Consider the following 16,554-nt stretch of genomic DNA (forward strand, 5'->3'; position numbering starts at 1 on the left):
CGCCGGGCAGGCGGCCGGCCGCACCGGGCGCGGCGGCGTGCCGGTCCGTGCGGCGGAGCGGTGAGCCAGTGACCTTGCGACAGCGGAGCACCTTTGACCGACCAGCCGTCCCGGCGTCCCCGTAAGACCGGCAAGCCCTACCGCCGCCCCAAGAAGGACCCGGTGCGCATCCTCGCCTTCGAGGCGCTGCGTGCCGTGGACGAGCGGGACGCCTACGCCAACCTGGTGCTGCCCGCCCTGCTCCGCAAGGCGCGCGAGGACCACCCCGGCACCTTCGAGGCCCGGGACGCCGCCCTCGCCACCGAACTCGTCTACGGCACCCTGCGCCGCCAGGGCACCTACGACGCGATCATCGCGGCCTGCGTCGACCGGCCGCTGCGCGAGGTCGACCCGCCGGTCCTCGACGTGCTCTCGCTCGGCGCCCACCAGCTCCTCGGCACCCGCATCCCGAGTCACGCCGCCGTCTCCGCCACCGTGGAGCTGGCCCGCGTCGTGCTCGGTGACGGCCGTGCCAAGTTCGTCAACGCGGTGCTGCGCAGGATCACCGCCGACGACCTCGACGGCTGGCTGGAGCGGGTCGCGCCGCCCTACGACGAGGACCCCGAGGACCACCTCGCCGTCGTCCACTCCCATCCGCGCTGGGTCGTCTCCGCCCTGTGGGACTCCCTCGGCGGCCCCCGCGCCGGGATCGAGGACCTGCTGGAGGCCGACAACGAGCGGCCCGAGGTCACCCTCGTCGCCCGCCCCGGCCGCGCCACCGCCGGCTCCCTGCTCGACGGCCTCGGCCCGGACCGCGCCCTGCCGGGCCGCTGGTCGCCGTATGCCGTCCGGCTCACCGAGGGCGGTGAGCCCGGAGCCATCGACGCCGTCCGCGAGGGCGACGCCGGGGTGCAGGACGAGGGCAGTCAACTGGTGGCGCTGGCCCTCGCCGACGCTCCGCTGGAGGGTTCCGACAGCCGCTGGCTCGACGCCTGCGCCGGCCCGGGCGGCAAGGCCGCGCTCCTCGCGGGGCTCGCCGCCCAGCGGGGCGCGAGCCTGCTCGCCTCCGAGAAGCAGCCGCACCGCGCCGGGCTGGTCGCCAAGGCGCTCGACGGCACGCCCGGCCCGTACCAGGTGATCGCCGCCGACGGGACCCGCCCGCCGTGGCGCGCCGGCGCCTTCGACCGCGTCCTGGTCGACGTGCCCTGCACCGGACTGGGCGCGCTGCGCCGCCGCCCCGAGGCGCGCTGGCGCCGCCGGCCCGGGGACCTCGACGGGTTCGCGCCGCTGCAGCGGGCCCTGCTGCGGACCGCGCTGGAATCGGTGCGGGTCGGCGGCGTCGTCGCCTACGCGACCTGCTCCCCGCACCTGGCCGAGACCCGCGCGGTCGTCGACGACGTCCTCAAGCGCGACGGCCGGGCCGAACTGATCGACGCCCGCCCGCTGATGCCCGGCGTCCCCGCGCTCGGCGAGGGCCCCGACGTGCAGCTCTGGCCGCATCTGCACGGCACGGACGCGATGTACCTGGCGCTGGTGCGGCGGACCGGCTGAGCCCGCCGCCCGCGCCCGTGCGTCCCGGGCGCGGGGCAACACGCCGTCGCCGCAGGCCCGTTGGTCTCCGGGCGCGCCCGGGGCCGGTGTGACATGCTGCCGCCCGGAGCAGGGAGACGACCACGGTGCCACGGGAAGGGCGGACGCGTGCGCGACAGCCACAGCGGTATCGGCAGTGACAGTGAGGGCGACTGGGAGCTGTCCCAGGCCTACGAAAGCAGCTCCGGCGAGGTGCGGTGGGAGCGGCTCGGGGACCCGGCCGCGCCCCCGGTCGTCCTGTTGCACGGGACGCCCTTCTCCTCGTACGTCTGGCGCCGGGCCGCCCGCGAACTGGCACGCGACCACCGGGTGTACGTCTGGGACATGCCGGGGTACGGCACCTCCGCCAAGTTCGACGGGCAGGACGTCTCGCTGGCCGCCCAGGGGCGGGTCTTCGCCGAGCTGCTGGCCCACTGGGACCTGGCCGAGCCGTCCGTCGTCGCCCACGACTTCGGCGGTGCCGTCGCCCTGCGCGCCCACCTCCTGCACGGTGCGGCCTACCGGCGGCTCGCCCTGGTCGACCCCGTCGCCCTCGCCCCGTGGGGCTCGCCGTTCTTCCGCCTGGTCGGCGAGCACCACCGGGTGTTCGAGCAGCTTCCGCCGCACCTGCACCGCGCCCTCGTCCGCGAGTACATCGCCTCGGCCAGCAGCCCCGGGCTCGACCCCGCCGTCCTCGACCGGCTCGTCGAGCCCTGGCTGGGGGAGGCCGGGCAGCCCGCCTTCTACCGGCAGATCGCCCAGGCCGACCAGGCGTACACCGACGAGATCCAGGGCCGCTACGGCTCCGTCGAGCCGCCCTTGACGGTGTGCTGGGGCGAGGACGACCAGTGGATCCCGGTGGCGAAGGCGCACGAACTGGTCTCGCTCGTGCCGGGCGCCGAGCTGGTACTGGTCCCCGGCGCCGGGCACCTGGTGCAGGAGGACGCGCCCGGCGCCCTCGGTGCCGCGCTGGCCCGCTTCCTCGGAGCGGCGGGCACAGGACGCTGACCGGCGCCCCGCCCGCCGTCGAAACGGTGGCGGGACCGGCCGCGCGCTGCCAGGATGCCCGGCATGACCGCCGAACCCCGCAAGCGCGCCGACAAGTTCCTGCCCGCCGGGGAGGACCCGCGCGAGAACGGCCCGGCGCTCGGCGACGAGGTCGCCACGCTGATGGAGTACCTGCGCTGCCAGCGGCTCACGCTGGAGCTGAAGTGCGCGGGGCTCGACGCCGAGCAGCTCGCCCGGCGCTCCGTCGCACCGTCCACCATGTCGCTGCTGGGGCTGGTGCGGCACATGGCCGACGTGGAGCGCGCCTGGTTCCGGGGGCGGATGGCCGGGCTGTCGGCGCCGCCGTACTTCCGGCTGCCGGAGGACCCGGACGGCGACTGGGACGGGGCACGGCCCGATCCCGCCCTGGTCGAGGAGGCGTGGCGGCTGCTCGGAGCCGAGCAGGAGTTCGGGGACGAGTTCGTGGCACGGGCGCCCTCCCTCGACATCCTCGGCGAGGTGCACGGCGAGCCCGTCTCGCTCCGCGAGGTCCTGGTCCACCTCGTGGAGGAGTACGCCCGCCACAACGGCCACGCCGACCTCCTGCGCGAGCGGATCGACGGCAGGGTGGGACAGTGACAGGAGGGCGGGAGGCCCGTACGGCGGGAAAGCGGCGGAAGAAGAAGTTCCGGCCTCCGGAGGCCGGAACCGGCCGCGAGCATGGCAGTCTTGGGGCATGGCAGCGCAGATCAACCCCAGCATCCTCTCCGCCGACTTCGCCCGCCTCGCCGACGAGGCCCGGGCCGTCGACGGCGCCGACTGGCTCCACGTCGACGTCATGGACAACCACTTCGTGCCCAACCTGACGCTCGGCGTGCCCGTGGTCGAGTCGCTGGCCCGGGCCACGGAGACCCCGCTGGACTGCCACCTCATGATCGAGGACCCCGACCGCTGGGCACCGCGGTACGTCGAGGCGGGTGCCGGGTCGGTCACCTTCCACGTGGAGGCCGCCGCCGCGCCGGTGCGCCTCGCGCGGGAGATCCGTGCCAAGGGCGCCCGCGCCGCCATGGCGCTGAAGCCCGCCACGGCGATCGAGCCGTACGAGGACCTGCTGCCGGAGCTCGACATGGTGCTGATCATGACGGTCGAGCCGGGCTTCGGCGGTCAGTCGTTCCTCGACCTCACGCTGCCGAAGATCCGCCGCACCCGCGAGCTGATCGGCCGGCACGGCCTGGACCTGTGGCTCCAGGTGGACGGAGGTGTCTCGGCCGGCACCATCGAGCGGTGCGCCGACGCCGGGGCCGACGTCTTCGTCGCGGGCTCGGCGGTCTACGGCGCCGAGGACCCGGCCGAGGCCGTCCGCTCGCTGCGGGACAGCGCCCGCAAGGCCACCGCCGCGGCCTCCTGGGCGTGCGGCCACTGAACACGAGGCGCCATCCCGGGCCACCCCGGGGTCACCGCACGACGAACAACCGCCCCGAGGGCCGATGGGGCGCCGCCGGATCTGCGAGGATGAACGGCGGAGCCACTTGTGAACAGCAGTGAGGAGATTGCCGTGTCCGGCATGTCGGCGGGTCGCCCTGCCCTGCGGATGGGACCCGCGGAGCTGGTGCAGGCGGCGGCCATGGCCCGCCGTTTCTATCTGGAGGGCAAGTCCAAGATCCAGATCGCCGAGGAGTTCGGCGTCAGCCGCTTCAAGGTGGCCCGGGTCCTGGAGACCGCTCTCGAACGTGACCTCGTCCGCATCGAGATCCGCGTCCCCGCGGAACTCGACGCGGAACGCTCCGACGCCCTGCGGGCGCGCTTCGGACTGCGCCACGCCGTGGTCGTGGAGTCGCCCGCCGAGGAGGAGGAGTCGCCCGATCCCGAGAGCCTCGGCGAGGTCGCCGCGGACCTGCTCGGCGAACTCGTCGACGAGGGCGATGTGCTCGGCCTCGCCTGGGGCCGCTCCACCATTCACATGGCCGCGGCCCTCGACAAGCTGCCGCCGTGCACCGTGGTGCAGTTGACCGGGGTGTACGACGCGGGCACCGCCGAACGCGGATCGGTCGAGGCGGTCCGGCGGGCGGCCCAGGTCGCGGGCGGCGAGGCGCACCCCATCTACGCGCCGATGCTGCTGCCCGACCCGGCGACCGCCGCGGCGCTGCGCAACCAGACCGGGATCGCCCGGGCCTTCGAGTACTTCGACAAGGTGACGGTCGCGGCCGTTTCCATCGGCTCCTGGGAGCCGGGGATCTCGACCGTGCACGACATGCTCAGCGAGGAGGAGCGGGCCCACTACGCCTCGCTCGGCGTCGCCGCTGAGACGTCGGCACACCTCTTCGACGCCGAGGGGCGGCGGGTCGGGCGTGACCTGGGGGAGCGGTGCATCACGGTCGAGGCGGACCGGCTGCGCCGGATCCCCGAGGTCGTGGCGATCGCCGGGGGTGGGCGGAAGGCGCCGGCCATTGACGCCGTCCTGCGGTCCGGGCTGGTGACCAGTCTGGTCACCGACACCGCTGCGGCCGATCAGCTTCTGGCGGCCGCGCCGCCGCCCCGGCCCGCTCTCGACCGGGCTGATCCGGATGAGCCCGGGGACGCCTGAGCCCCTTTTGGCCTCAAGCGCCGGCCAGGCTGGAAGTTGGCCGGACGGGCTAAGAGCTGGCCGGACGGTCTGGGTGCAGGCCCCGGCTAGCTCTTCTGTTGCGTGGTGATGCGGAAGACCGGGTGGTCCGGGCAGGCAGCCAGGAGGTCGGCGTCGGGCGACTGGGCGGTGACGCCCTGGAAGTAGCCGTTCACCTCCCACCCCCAGCGGGCGAGGTAGGTGCGGAGGATCTCGGCCTTGAGGGCGTTGTCGGGCAGCTCCTCGGCGTGGAAGGCGCGGGTGCGGCGGCCCAGTCGTAGTTCGCCGCCGCCCGCCGCGCGCATGTTCCGTACCCACTGGGAGTGGCCGCGGGCCGAGACCAGGTACTCCGCGCCCTCGTGGGTGTGCGGGTTGACCGGGATGCGCTGCGGGGTGCCGCTGCGGCGGCCGACCACCGTCAGTTCGGCGGAGCCGAGGAGGCTGACACCGAGGCGGGCGAGCCGGCCGACGAGGGAGTTGAGGCGGACGGCGAAGGGCGTGGCCTGGCGGTAGTACGGCGTGGACATGGGTTCCCCCTGGGGTTCAGAGAGCGGTGCTCTCGCTTGAGAGCAGTGTGCACGTAGGGGGAGCGCTGAAGCAAGAGCGGTGCTCTCTTTGTTGAGCGGTGCACTCGATGTCTGGCAGACTCCCGGCATGAGCACTGTTCGAGGGGCCAGGGAGCGCGCCCGCGCCGAAGTGACCGCCGCCATCAAGGACGAGGCCCGGCGCCGGCTCGTCACCGAGGGGGCCGCCCGGCTCTCGCTGCGGGCGGTCGCCCGTGAGCTGGGCATGGTCTCCTCCGCCCTGTACCGCTACTTCCCGAGCCGCGACGAACTGCTGACGGCGCTCATCGTCGACGCCTACGACGCGGTGGGTGAGGCCGCCGAGCAGGCCGCCGCCAGGGCGGAGGAGGGGACGGAGTGGACCGGCCGCTGGGTCGAGGCCGCCGCCGCCGTCCGGGCCTGGGCGCTGGCCCACCCGCACGAGTACGCCCTGATCTACGGTTCCCCGGTGCCCGGCTACACCGCCCCCGGCGACACCGTGCCCCCGGCCGCCCGGGTCGCCTCCGTGCTGATCGGGATCGTCCGCGAGGCGCACCGGGCGGGTGCCGTGACGCCGCCGCCGCTCGGCGACGAGGCGGGGCCGGAGGCGGAGCGGCTGGCGGGCGACCTGGCCGAGCTGACCGGTGACCTGCCGCCCGCCGTGGTCGCCGCCCTCGTCGCCGCCTGGGCCCAGCTCTTCGGACTGATCTCCTTCGAACTCTTCGGGCACTTCCATCGCTTGGTGGAGGACCGGGAGCGGTTCTTCACCCACAGTCTGCGCGCGCTGGCCCGCTCCGTCGGGCTGCCGGACGGTGCTGCCCCGGTGTGACAGCATCACCGCCATGTCTGTGCGTTCCCGCCACCTCCGGGCTCTTTTCCGCGTTTCCCTGACGGCGCTGCTCTGCGCCCTTTTGGCCCTCCTGACGGGCTGTTCGGCCGAGCGGGGCGGCACGTCCTCCGGCGGCGGGCCGGTGCCCGCCTGGGCCGAGGGCATGGACACGGTCCGCGAGGAGCGGCTGCCCGCCGAGGCCCGCGACACCCTGCGGCTCATCGACCAGGGCGGCCCCTTCCCGTACGCCAAGGACGGCTCCGTCTTCGGCAACTACGAGAAGCTGCTGCCGGAGCGGAAGCGGGGGCACTACCGCGAGTACACCGTGAAGACCCCCGGTTCGCGAGACCGGGGCGCCCGCCGCCTGGTGACCGGGCGCGAGGACGAGATCTACTGGACCGAGGACCACTACGCCTCCTTCCGCGCGGTGCTGCGATGAGCGCGGCGCGGAAGGGGAGCGGCCGAGAGGGGACCGTACGCACATGAGCGACGACGACAGCCGCACCGGCCCGACCGCACGCCCCGCCGACCCGGTGGCCCGAGCCGCGGCGGCCGCCCAGGAGGCCGGGCAGCCCTGTGCCGTTCTCGACCTGGCCGGGGTGACGGACAAGGCGGGCTTCCTGGACGCCTGCGCCGGACAGCTGGGCCTGCCCGGCTGGTTCGGCCGGAACTGGGACGCCCTGGCCGACCTGCTCGGCGACCCCGACAGCCTGCCGCTCGCCGACGGGGGCGTGCTGGTCGTGCGCGGGTGGGGGGAGCTGGCTGCCGCGAGTCCGGGGGAGTGGGAGACGGCCCGCGCCGTTCTCGGTGACAGTGCGGCCGACGCGCGGGAGAGCGGCGTGGGGGTCACCGCGTTGCTGGCACTGGAGGGCGACGGCTGAGCGGGCCTCGCCGTCAGCCGGAGTCCGCCGCCAGTTCCTCCTCCAGCCAGGTCCTGCCCCGGGTCCGTGCTGTCAGCCGGACCGCGCCGAGCCGTGGGGCGAGCCGTTCCGCCTCGGCGTCGACCGCTGCCCGGGCGTCCGCGCCGACGTCCTCCAGGTAGCGGCAGACCAGCGCGCCGTCCCGGTCCTGCGCCCAGCCGCCGACGATCCGGCCGCACCACCATACGGAGGGGCCGATGTTGCCCGCCCGGTCGTAGAGGCGGTCCCGGTGCGGGCCCAGGTACCAGGCGCGGGAGTGCCATCCCATGGGGGTCGGGTCGAGCGCGGGCAGCAGCGCCGCCCAGGGCTCGGGGCCGGGGACCGGGTCGAGGTCGTCGGCCAGGACCAGCCCGGTCGTGCCGTCGTCCAGCTCCACCTCGGCCGGGGCCACCTCCTTCAGCGCCCGCGTGGTCTGCGTCTTGGTCCACCCCGCCCACCAGCGCAGATCCTCCGCCGTGCCGGGCCCGTACGCCCGCAGCCAGAGCCGGGCCAGCTCCGCGCGGGCCGCCTCGGTCTCCCAGGGGGCGAGTCCGTCGGGCAGCCAGGCGGAGAGCGGGGACCAGCGGTACTGGTGCGAGGTCCACGAGCCGCGCGGCCGGCCGCGTACCGCCTTGCCCTCGGCCGCGAGCAGAAGCAGCAGGCGGGCCGCCACGCTCTGGCCGCGCGCGTGCGGGGAGGCGCCGCCGATCCGCACCTGCGCGGCGAGCCGGGCGTCGTCGGCGGCCAGCTCGGCGGCGGTGGCCTCGCCCCGGGCGGCCAGGGAGGCGAGTGCCGCCTCCTCCGCGCCGGCCAGCCACCCGGCGGCGGCGCCGTCGGGGGCCAGCTCCGAGGCGGCGACGAAACCCTCCAGCTTGCGGCGTTCACGGGCCGCCACCTCGCGGGAGCAGGCGGCCTGGAGGACGGCGGCCGTCTCCGCCGGCGCCACGAAGACGGTTCTGCGCATCGCCAGCAGCCTGACCAGCGCCCGGTCCTCGTACAGGGCGTGCTCCACCGATGCCGCGTCCGCCTGCTCGTCCCGGGTGCGGGCCCAGGCGGCGACGTGGACCGAGGACGGGTCGGTGGAGTGCAGCGCGACCACCGCGCGCGCCGCCCCGGCCGGGCCGTCGGCCCGCGCGGACGGCGCGAGCGCGTGCCGCACCCCCAGCCGCGCGCGCCGCTGCCCGTCCGTCATCCGATACGCCATCCGTGCCTCCGGGGTGAGAACCGCGCGCCGAGTGCCATGGAGCCTAAGCTGTCCGTCCCTCGCATGACGGGAGTGCGCCGTGCTGGCGCGCGGGCCCCAGGTCACCGGGGGCGCGCGGACGGGCCGGGGCGCCCCGCGGCGGGTAAAGTGGCTGAGTAAGGCGGGTCACCCGCCCGCGCACACGACGCCCCGGGGCGCTTGGGAGAAAGACACGAGCGCGGGGGCGTTTCGCTGTGTCTTCGTGGGAGTGACCTGCTCCGGTTTGCGTGGGAATGTGAGACTCATGCGTTTTCTTGAGCCCGGTACCGGTCGCCACACCTCGATACCCCCGGTCGCGTACGACCTGACCTATGACGACGTCTTCATGGTGCCGCGTCGCTCCGCAGTCGGCTCCCGCCAGGCCGTCGACCTCTCCTCGCCCGACGGGTCGGGGACCACCATCCCGCTCGTGGTGGCCAACATGACCGCCATCGCCGGACGCCGCATGGCCGAGACCACCGCCCGGCGCGGCGGCCTCACCGTCATCCCGCAGGACATCCCGATCGAGGTCGTCACCGAGGTCACCCGGTGGGTGAAGCAGCGCCACCTGGTGCTGGACACGCCGATCGTGCTCGCCCCCACCCAGACCGTCGGGGACGCCCTGTCGCTGCTGCCCAAGCGCGCGCACAACGCCGGTGTCGTCGTCGACGAGGACCACCGGCCGGTGGGCGTCGTCACCGACCAGGACCTGACCGACGTCGACCGCTTCACGCAGCTCGCCGACGTGATGTCCCGCGACCTGCTCCTGCTCGACGCCGACATCGCCCCCGGCGACGCCTTCGACACCCTCGACGGCGCCAACCGCCGCTACGCCCCCGCCGTCGGCGCCGACGGCCGCCTGGCCGGCATCCTCACCCGCACCGGCGCCCTGAGGGCCACGCTCTACCAGCCCAACGTCGACGCCCAGGGCCGGCTGCGGATCGCCGCCGCCGTCGGGATCAACGGCGACGTGGCCGGCAAGGCCCGCCAACTGCTGGACGCCGGGGTCGACACGCTCGTCGTGGACACCGCCCATGGCCACCAGGAGTCGATGATCAAGGCGGTCCGCGCGGTCCGAGCCCTCGACCCGCAGGTGCCGATCGTGGCGGGCAACATCGTCGCCGCCGAGGGCGTCCGCGACCTCGTCGAGGCCGGCGCCGACATCATCAAGGTCGGTGTCGGACCGGGCGCCATGTGCACCACGCGCATGATGACCGGCGTCGGCCGCCCCCAGTTCTCCGCCGTCCTGGAGTGCGCCGCCGAGGCCCGCGCCCTCGGCAAGCACGTGTGGGCCGACGGCGGCGTCCGGCACCCGCGTGACGTGGCGATGGCGGTGGCCGCCGGCGCCTCCAACGTCATGATCGGCTCCTGGTTCGCCGGCACCTACGAGTCGCCCGGCGACCTCCAGCAGTCCGCCGACGGCCGCCTCTACAAGGAGTCGTACGGCATGGCCTCGGCCCGCGCCGTGCGCAACCGCACCAGCGAGGAATCGGCGTACGACCGCGCCCGCAAGGCGCTCTTCGAGGAGGGCATCTCCACCTCGCGGATGTTCCTCGACCCGCACCGGCCGGGCGTCGAGGACCTGATCGACTCGATCATCGCGGGCGTCCGCTCCTCCTGCACCTACGCCGGGGCCGCCAGCCTCGCCGAGTTCGCCGAGCGGGCCGTCGTCGGCGTCCAGAGCGCCGCCGGCTACGCCGAGGGCAAGCCGCTGCACGCCAGCTGGAACTGACCCGGCCGTACCCCCGCCCGCGGGCCGGGCCCCCACCGGGGCCCGGCCCGCGGGCGTACACCGCCGAGGAGCGGCCGTGTTCTACTGCACGATGTGCGACTGAACGACCTCGACGAACGCATCGTCCACGCCCTCGCCGACGACGCCCGCCGTTCCTATGCCGACATCGGTACCCTCGTCGGCCTCTCCGCCCCCGCCGTCAAACGCCGCGTCGACCGGCTCCGCGCCGAGGGCGCCATCACCGGGTTCACCGTGCGGGTCGACCCCGCCGCGCTCGGCTGGCGCACCGAGGGGTACATCGAGATCTACTGCCGTCCGCACACCTCGCCCCAGGACATCCGGCGCGGCCTGGAACGCTATCCGGAGGTGGCCGCGGCCTCCACCGTCACCGGCGAGGCCGACGCCCTCGCGCAGATCTTCGCCGCCGACATGCGCCACTTCGAGGACGTCCTCGAACGCATCGCGGGCGAGCCCTACGTGGAGCGCACCAAGTCCGTCCTGGTCCTCTCCCCGCTGCTGCGCCGCACCCACGTCACCAGCACCACCGGGTGACCGCGCTCACCCCCTGACCAGTGCGAACGCGCCCTCGGACGGGACCGGGAAGCCGCACGCAACAGATCGCCACAGACGCCTGAGCCGACGCAACGAATCGCCGCCGGATGCGCAAGGAACGCGTCTTGTGACCGCTGTGCGCGCCCACGTACGGTCGTTTCCGTTCCCCGCCGCACCACCGCCCGAGGTCAGCCATGCCGTCGTTGCGCACCGCCCTGCTCCAGAGTGCCCCGGCTCCCGCCGACGCCCTGGACCGCCTCGACGAAGCGGCCCGCGCGGCCGCCGCCGACGGGGCCCGGCTGCTGGTCACCTCCGAGCTGTACCTCACCGGCTACGTGCCCGAGGCCGGTTTCGACGCCCTCGCGGAGCCCGCCGGCGGCCCCTCGGCCCGCGCCGTCGCCGCCCTCGCCGCCCGCCACCACCTCGCCGTCGTCCACAGCTACGCCGAACGCGGCGCCGACGGCCGCCTCTACAACGCCGCCGCCCTCACCGGTCCCGACGGCCGCCCGCTCGCCCACTACCGCAAGACCCACCTGTACGGCGACCACGAACACCGCTGGTTCACCCCGGGCGACGAGCCCGTCGTCCAGGCCCGCCTCGACGGCCTCACCATCGGCCTGCTGGTCTGCTACGACGTCGAGTTCCCGGAGGCCGTCCGCGCCCACGCGCTGGCCGGCACCGACCTGCTCTGCGTCCCCACCGCCCTCGCCGAGCCCTTCACCGTCGTCCCCGACACCCTCGTGCCCGCCCGCGCGGTGGAGAGCCAGCTCTACGTCGCGTACGCCAACCGCACCGGTACCGAGGGCCCGTACACCTTCGCCGGGCGAAGCTGCCTCGCCGCCCCCGACGGCACCGTGCCGGTACGCGGCGGGCGGGACGAGGCGCTGCTGCTCGCCGACGCCGACCCCGCGCTGCTGGGCGCCTCCCGCGCCGACAGCCCGTACCTGCGCGACCGCCGGCCCGAACTCTACGGCTGAGCCCGCGCCCGTCCGCCACCCCTGACGCCCGTCCCCGCAAGGAGCCCGACCCATGACGTCCACGGTGCCCCCCGCAGGCCGCCCGGCCGCCGGACTGCCGCCGATCACCATGGTCGGCCCCGACTTCCCCTTCCCGTACGACGACTACCTCGGCCACGCCGCCGGGCTCGGGCAGGTCCCGGCCACCGCCCACGGCACCGAGGTCGCGGTGATCGGCGGCGGCCTCTCCGGCATCGTCACCGCGTACGAACTGATGAAGATGGGGCTCAAGCCCGTCGTCCACGAGGCCGACCAGATCGGCGGGCGGCTGCGGACCGTCGGGTTCGACGGCTGCGACCCGGGGCTGCGCGCCGAGATGGGCGCGATGCGCTTCCCGCCCTCCTCGACCTCGCTCCAGCACTACATCGACCTGGTCGGTCTGGAGACGCGGCCGTTCCCCAACCCGCTCTCCCCGGCGACGCCGTCCACCGTGGTCGACCTCAAGGGCGAGAGCCACTACGCCCGCACCCTGGACGACCTGCCGCAGGTCTACCGCGACGTGGCCGACGCCTGGCAGCGGTGCCTGGACGAGAACGCCGAGTTCGCCGGCATGAACGAGGCGCTGCGCACCCGCGACATCCCGCGCGTCCGGGAGATCTGGGCCCGGCTGGTCGAACGGCTCGACGACCAGACCTTCTACGGCTTCCTCTGCGGCTCCGAGGCGTTCCGCTCCTTCAAGCACCGGGAGATCTTCGGCCAGGTCGGTTTCGGCACCGGAGGCTGGGACACCGACTTCCCCAACTCCATCCTGGAGATCCTGCGGGTCGTCTACACCGAGGCCGACGACCACCACCGCGGCATCGTCGGCGGCAGCCAGCAGTTGCCGCTGCGGCTCTGGGAGCGCGCCCCGGGCAAGCTCGTCCACTGGGCGCAGGGCACCTCGCTGGCCTCGCTGCACGAGGGTGGCGCCCCGCGCGGCGCGGTCACCCGGCTGCACCGGACGGCGGGCGGCGGCGTCACCGTCACGGAGGCGTCCGGCGCGATCCGCACCTACCCGGCGGTGGTCTTCACCGGCCAGTCCTGGCTGCTGCTGTCCAAGATCGCCTGCGACGAGTCGCTCTTCCCCATGGACCACTGGACAGCCATGGAGCGCACCCACTACATGGAGTCGAGCAAGCTCTTCGTCCCCGTCGACCGGCCCTTCTGGCTCGACCAGGACCCGGCCACCGGCCGCGACAGGATGTCGATGACGCTGACCGACCGCATGACCCGCGGCACCTACCTGCTGGACGACGGACCGGACAGGCCCGCCGTCATCTGCCTCTCCTACACCTGGTGCGACGACAGCCTGAAGTGGCTGCCGCTCTCCCCGACGGAGCGCATGGAGGTCATGCTCGCCTCCCTCGGCGAGATCTACCCGGACGTCGACATCCGCCGCCACATCATCGGCAGTCCCGTCACCGTCTCCTGGGAGAACGAGCCCTGGTTCATGGGCGCCTTCAAGGCCAACCTGCCGGGCCACTACCGCTACCAGCGGCGGCTGTTCACCCACTTCATGCAGGACCGGCTGCCCGCCGACCGGCGCGGCATCTTCCTCGCCGGTGACGACATCTCCTGGACGGCGGGCTGGGCCGAGGGCGCCGTCCAGACCGCGCTGAACGCCGTCTGGGGCGTCATGCGGCACTTCGGTGGCGCCACCGACCCGTCCAACCCCGGTCCGGGCGACCGCTTCGACGAGCTCGCGCCGGTGGAACTCCCCGAGGACTGAGAAGCCGCCGGGGCGCCCCGGCGGCGTCTCAGAACCGCAGCGGCGTCAGCATCATGCGCGCCACCAGTCCCACCGAGGTGTCCAGGCGGCGGACGAACTCCTCGCCCAGTTCCTCCACCCCGCGCACCACCCACAGGGTCCGGGCCGTGGCCCAGGCGGCGTCCCTGGCCCGGTCCAGGCTCCAGGCCCCGGCCAGGTGGGTCAGCGGGTCGGCCAGTTCCAGCAGGTCGGGCCCGGGCATCAGCTCCTCCCTGACCTGCTCCTCCAGCGACCGCAGCACCTCGCCGACCGCGTCGAACTCGTCCTCCAGGGCCGCCGGACGACAGCCGAGCACCCGGCAGGCGTCCACCACCGCCAGCGGCAGGTCGTGCCCGACGTGCGCGTGGACACCGGCCAGCGCGAACTGCATCGGGCGTACGCCGGGATGCCGCCGCTGGGTGAGCAGCGGCCGCCAGCACGCCGGTACCCGCTCGCCGGCCGCGTCCGCCGCCACCGCGTCCAGATAGCGTCCGGCGAAGAGCGTGACGAGCGTCGAGGCGGCGCGTACGTCGGGGAACCGGCCGGCGCCGATCCGCCGGGCCAGCTCCTCGGTGACCGTCAGGTAGACCGAGTTGAACACCCCGACACCGTCCCGCGGCGGACAGCCGGCACCGACCCCGCGCATCCGCGCCACCGCCGCGTCCACGGTGCTCACGCCGGCCGCCGTCCCACCCGTCCGTCTCATGACGGCAGGGTGCCAGCCCCCGCCCGCGTCACGGGCGGCGCGCCCGGCAACGTCCCCGGAACGAGGGACCGCACGGGCCGGCGGGGGCCCAGGCTGCACCGGCCTGTTCCACCTCGGCCCCCGCCGCCCTCACCGGCACGCGCGTGCGGAGCCCCGGGGGCGTCCCGGAAGACCGTCCCCGGCGGCACCCTGGGGCGAGGCGGCGTCGCGCAGCGCGGTGAGCAGCCCCGTCAGGGCCGGCGTCCGGGGAGCACCCGAGCGGACGGCCGCCTGGATGGTGCGGGTCGGTTCCGGCCCCCGCACCGGGCGGATCGTCACTCCTGGGTGGGGGACGGCGAGGCCGAGCCGGGGGATGAGGGCGACGCCGAGGCCGGCCGCCACGAAGCCCTGGGCCGTCGTGTAGTCCTGGCACTCGACCGCCACCTCGGGGGTGAACCCGGCCGCCGCACAGCCGTGCAGGACCGCGTGCAGGCAGGGGCCGGGCGGCTCGCTGCCGACCCAGGGCTCCTTCGCGAGGTCGGCCAGTTCCACAACCTGCCGGCCGGCCAGCGGGTGGCCGGGGGCGAGAGCCACGCGGTAGGGGTCGTCGAGCAGGTGGACCAGATCCACGCCCGGCGGCGCGGGGGCGTCCGGCCGGACGACGAGTCCGAGGCCGGCCCGCCCCTCCGCCACCTCCGCCAGCGGGTCGTCGGGCTCGCTGAGCCGCAACTCCACGCCGATCCCCGGGTGATCTCGCCGGAAACGGGCCAGCGCGGGCGCCAGTAGTCCTGGTCCGGCGGTCGCGAAGTACCGCACCGCCAGCCGTCCGGTCCGGCCCGCCCGCAGATCGGCCAGGGCCGCCTCGGCGACGGCGACCTGACCGCCGATCAGCGCGGCGTGCTCGGCCAGCAGGGTCCCGGCCTCGGTCGGCCGCACGCCCCGGCCGGCCCGTTCCAGCAGGGGCGTGCCCGCCTGTGCCTCCAGGGCCGCCACCTGCTGGCTCACCGCCGACGGGGTGTAGCCGAGCCGCTCGGCCGCCGCCGTCACCGAGCCGCTGGTCACCACGGCCCGCAGCACCTGCATTCTCCGCACATCCAGCATGTAGGGCAGCTTAACGGTGTGTGCAAAACCTTTCGCTTGTCCTGTCGGGTCGACTGCGGAACCGTGAGGACGACCGGACAGGACGGACCGGGTGCGGCACGGCCCACCCGGCGGAGAAGGGTGGCGTGATGCGGGACACGAGCGGCGGCGGGGTGCGGGCGACGGGCCGGGTGGTGGTGCTCGCGCTGCTCTGGGGGTCGACCTTCCTCTGGATCGACCTCGCCCTGGACGGGTTCAGCCCCGTCCAGATCACCTTCGTCCGCTGCGCCCTCGGCGCCGCCCTGCTGCTCGTGCTGGCCCGGCGGGCCGGGGTGCGCCTGCCGCGCGGACGGAGGATGGCCGGGCGGCTGCTCGTCGCCGCCCTGCTCTGCAACACCCTGCCGTTCGCCCTGTTCAGCCTCGGTCAGCAGTCCGTGGACTCCGGTGTCGCGGGCGTCCTCAACGCCACCACCCCGCTCTGGTCCCTGCTGGTCGGCCTGGCGGCGGGGGACCGGCGCGCCCTCGGCGCCCGCCCTCTGGCCGGACTGGCCGCCGGGTTCGCCGGGACGGTGGTGATCTTCGCCCCGTGGCAGTCGGGCGCCCTCGCGGGATGGGGTGCCCTCGCCCTGCTCGGGGCGGGTGCGAGTTACGCCCTGGCCTTCGCCTGGATGGGGCGGGTGCTCGCCGGGCAGGGGGTGCCGGCCATCGGCCTGTCGGCGGCGCAGCTCTCGGTGGCCACGCTCCTCGCCGCACTGCTGCTGCCGTGGGGCGGGCCCCCGCCGACGGCGCCCGGCCCGGTGCCCGTCCTGGCACTGGTGGTGCTCGGGCTCTTCGCCACCGGGGTCACCTTCCACCTCACCTTCCGGACCATCGTCGCCGAGGGGCCGACCCAGGCGGCGGCTGTCGGCTACCTGCTCCCGGTGGTCTCGGTGCTGCTCGGCGCCGTGGTCCTCGGTGAGCGGGTCGGCTGGCGGGTGGTCGCCGGGACGGCCGTCGTGCTGGGCGGGGTGGTCCTCACCCGGTGGGGGGCCCGTTCGCGGGTCCCGGCCGGGAAGGCGGGGGAGTGCCCCGAGCCGCTGCCCGCCCGCTGAACGCGCCGGAGCCCGGCACCCGTGGGGGAGGGGCCGGGCTCCG

General features: G+C 74.8%; 17 protein-coding genes. 13 read left to right on the forward strand and 4 right to left on the reverse strand.

The window, feature by feature from the left end:
- Positions 1-93 precede the first annotated feature (93 nt).
- The 5 genes from Sdia_RS13995 to Sdia_RS14015 all read left to right on the forward strand — a co-directional run bounded on the left by Sdia_RS13995 (position 94) and on the right by Sdia_RS14015 (position 5,119).
- A complete protein-coding gene (locus Sdia_RS13995; protein WP_100455864.1) occupies positions 94-1,530 on the forward strand; it encodes an RsmB/NOP family class I SAM-dependent RNA methyltransferase in 1,437 nt (478 codons plus the stop codon).
- A gap of 168 nt (positions 1,531-1,698) precedes the next feature.
- Positions 1,699-2,556, forward strand: coding sequence for an alpha/beta fold hydrolase (locus Sdia_RS14000; protein WP_371874264.1), 858 nt, complete (start codon positions 1,699-1,701; stop codon positions 2,554-2,556).
- Between the two features lie 63 nt (positions 2,557-2,619).
- A complete protein-coding gene (locus Sdia_RS14005) occupies positions 2,620-3,174 on the forward strand; it encodes a DinB family protein (RefSeq protein WP_185392829.1) in 555 nt (184 codons plus the stop codon).
- Positions 3,175-3,271: 97 nt separating this feature from the next.
- Positions 3,272-3,958 (forward strand): ribulose-phosphate 3-epimerase, encoded by a 687-nt coding sequence (rpe, locus tag Sdia_RS14010; protein WP_100455862.1) that lies wholly within the window; start codon positions 3,272-3,274, stop codon positions 3,956-3,958.
- 108 nt (positions 3,959-4,066) lie between these two features.
- Entirely contained in the window at positions 4,067-5,119 is a 1,053-nt protein-coding gene (locus Sdia_RS14015; RefSeq protein ID WP_100455861.1) for a sugar-binding transcriptional regulator, read from the forward strand.
- An 86-nt stretch (positions 5,120-5,205) separates the two neighbouring features.
- On the opposite strand, the gene Sdia_RS14020 is transcribed toward Sdia_RS14015, so the two are convergent.
- Positions 5,206-5,664, reverse strand: coding sequence for a nitroreductase family deazaflavin-dependent oxidoreductase (locus tag Sdia_RS14020; protein WP_100455860.1), 459 nt, complete (start codon positions 5,662-5,664; stop codon positions 5,206-5,208).
- Between the two features lie 127 nt (positions 5,665-5,791).
- Here Sdia_RS14020 and Sdia_RS14025 point away from each other — a divergent pair, with 127 nt between their 5' ends.
- The 3 genes from Sdia_RS14025 to Sdia_RS14035 are packed head-to-tail and all read left to right on the forward strand — an operon-like array spanning position 5,792 to position 7,389.
- Positions 5,792-6,508 carry a TetR/AcrR family transcriptional regulator gene (locus Sdia_RS14025; RefSeq protein WP_189500377.1) on the forward strand — a complete coding sequence of 239 codons (717 nt, stop codon included), beginning with the start codon at positions 5,792-5,794 and terminating at the stop codon, positions 6,506-6,508.
- Between the two features lie 13 nt (positions 6,509-6,521).
- A complete protein-coding gene (locus Sdia_RS14030) occupies positions 6,522-6,947 on the forward strand; it encodes a guanyl-specific ribonuclease (protein WP_100456108.1) in 426 nt (141 codons plus the stop codon).
- Between the two features lie 43 nt (positions 6,948-6,990).
- Complete coding sequence (locus tag Sdia_RS14035; protein WP_100455858.1) at positions 6,991-7,389, forward strand: barstar family protein; 399 nt, start codon at positions 6,991-6,993, stop codon at positions 7,387-7,389.
- Between the two features lie 13 nt (positions 7,390-7,402).
- On the opposite strand, the gene Sdia_RS14040 is transcribed toward Sdia_RS14035, so the two are convergent.
- Complete coding sequence (locus Sdia_RS14040) at positions 7,403-8,599, reverse strand: winged helix DNA-binding domain-containing protein (RefSeq protein ID WP_115068434.1); 1,197 nt, start codon at positions 8,597-8,599, stop codon at positions 7,403-7,405.
- Between the two features lie 295 nt (positions 8,600-8,894).
- On the opposite strand from Sdia_RS14040, the gene Sdia_RS14045 reads away from it, so the two are divergent.
- The 4 genes from Sdia_RS14045 (at position 8,895) to Sdia_RS14060 (ending at position 13,637) form a co-directional block, all read left to right on the forward strand.
- Entirely contained in the window at positions 8,895-10,361 is a 1,467-nt protein-coding gene (locus tag Sdia_RS14045) for a GuaB1 family IMP dehydrogenase-related protein (protein WP_115068433.1), read from the forward strand.
- A 93-nt stretch (positions 10,362-10,454) separates the two neighbouring features.
- A complete protein-coding gene (locus Sdia_RS14050) occupies positions 10,455-10,913 on the forward strand; it encodes an Lrp/AsnC family transcriptional regulator (protein WP_100455855.1) in 459 nt (152 codons plus the stop codon).
- A gap of 194 nt (positions 10,914-11,107) precedes the next feature.
- Entirely contained in the window at positions 11,108-11,890 is a 783-nt protein-coding gene (locus Sdia_RS14055; RefSeq protein WP_164378306.1) for a carbon-nitrogen hydrolase family protein, read from the forward strand.
- A 52-nt stretch (positions 11,891-11,942) separates the two neighbouring features.
- On the forward strand, positions 11,943-13,637 hold the full coding sequence (locus Sdia_RS14060) for a flavin monoamine oxidase family protein (protein ID WP_100455853.1): 1,695 nt from the start codon (positions 11,943-11,945) through the stop codon (positions 13,635-13,637).
- 28 nt (positions 13,638-13,665) lie between these two features.
- On the opposite strand, the gene Sdia_RS14065 is transcribed toward Sdia_RS14060, so the two are convergent.
- Together Sdia_RS14065 and Sdia_RS14070 are read right to left on the reverse strand one after the other, a co-directional pair.
- Complete coding sequence (locus Sdia_RS14065; protein WP_189400649.1) at positions 13,666-14,361, reverse strand: DUF5995 family protein; 696 nt, start codon at positions 14,359-14,361, stop codon at positions 13,666-13,668.
- Positions 14,362-14,490: 129 nt separating this feature from the next.
- Positions 14,491-15,423: a LysR family transcriptional regulator gene (locus Sdia_RS14070; protein ID WP_229831490.1), complete on the reverse strand. Its 933-nt coding sequence runs from the start codon at positions 15,421-15,423 to the stop codon at positions 14,491-14,493.
- A 146-nt stretch (positions 15,424-15,569) separates the two neighbouring features.
- On the opposite strand from Sdia_RS14070, the gene Sdia_RS14075 reads away from it, so the two are divergent.
- A complete protein-coding gene (locus Sdia_RS14075; protein ID WP_100455850.1) occupies positions 15,570-16,511 on the forward strand; it encodes a DMT family transporter in 942 nt (313 codons plus the stop codon).
- Positions 16,512-16,554 lie beyond the last annotated feature (43 nt).

The organism is Streptomyces diastaticus subsp. diastaticus (assembly GCF_011170125.1).
Taxonomy (GTDB): Bacteria; Actinomycetota; Actinomycetes; order Streptomycetales; family Streptomycetaceae; genus Streptomyces; species Streptomyces diastaticus.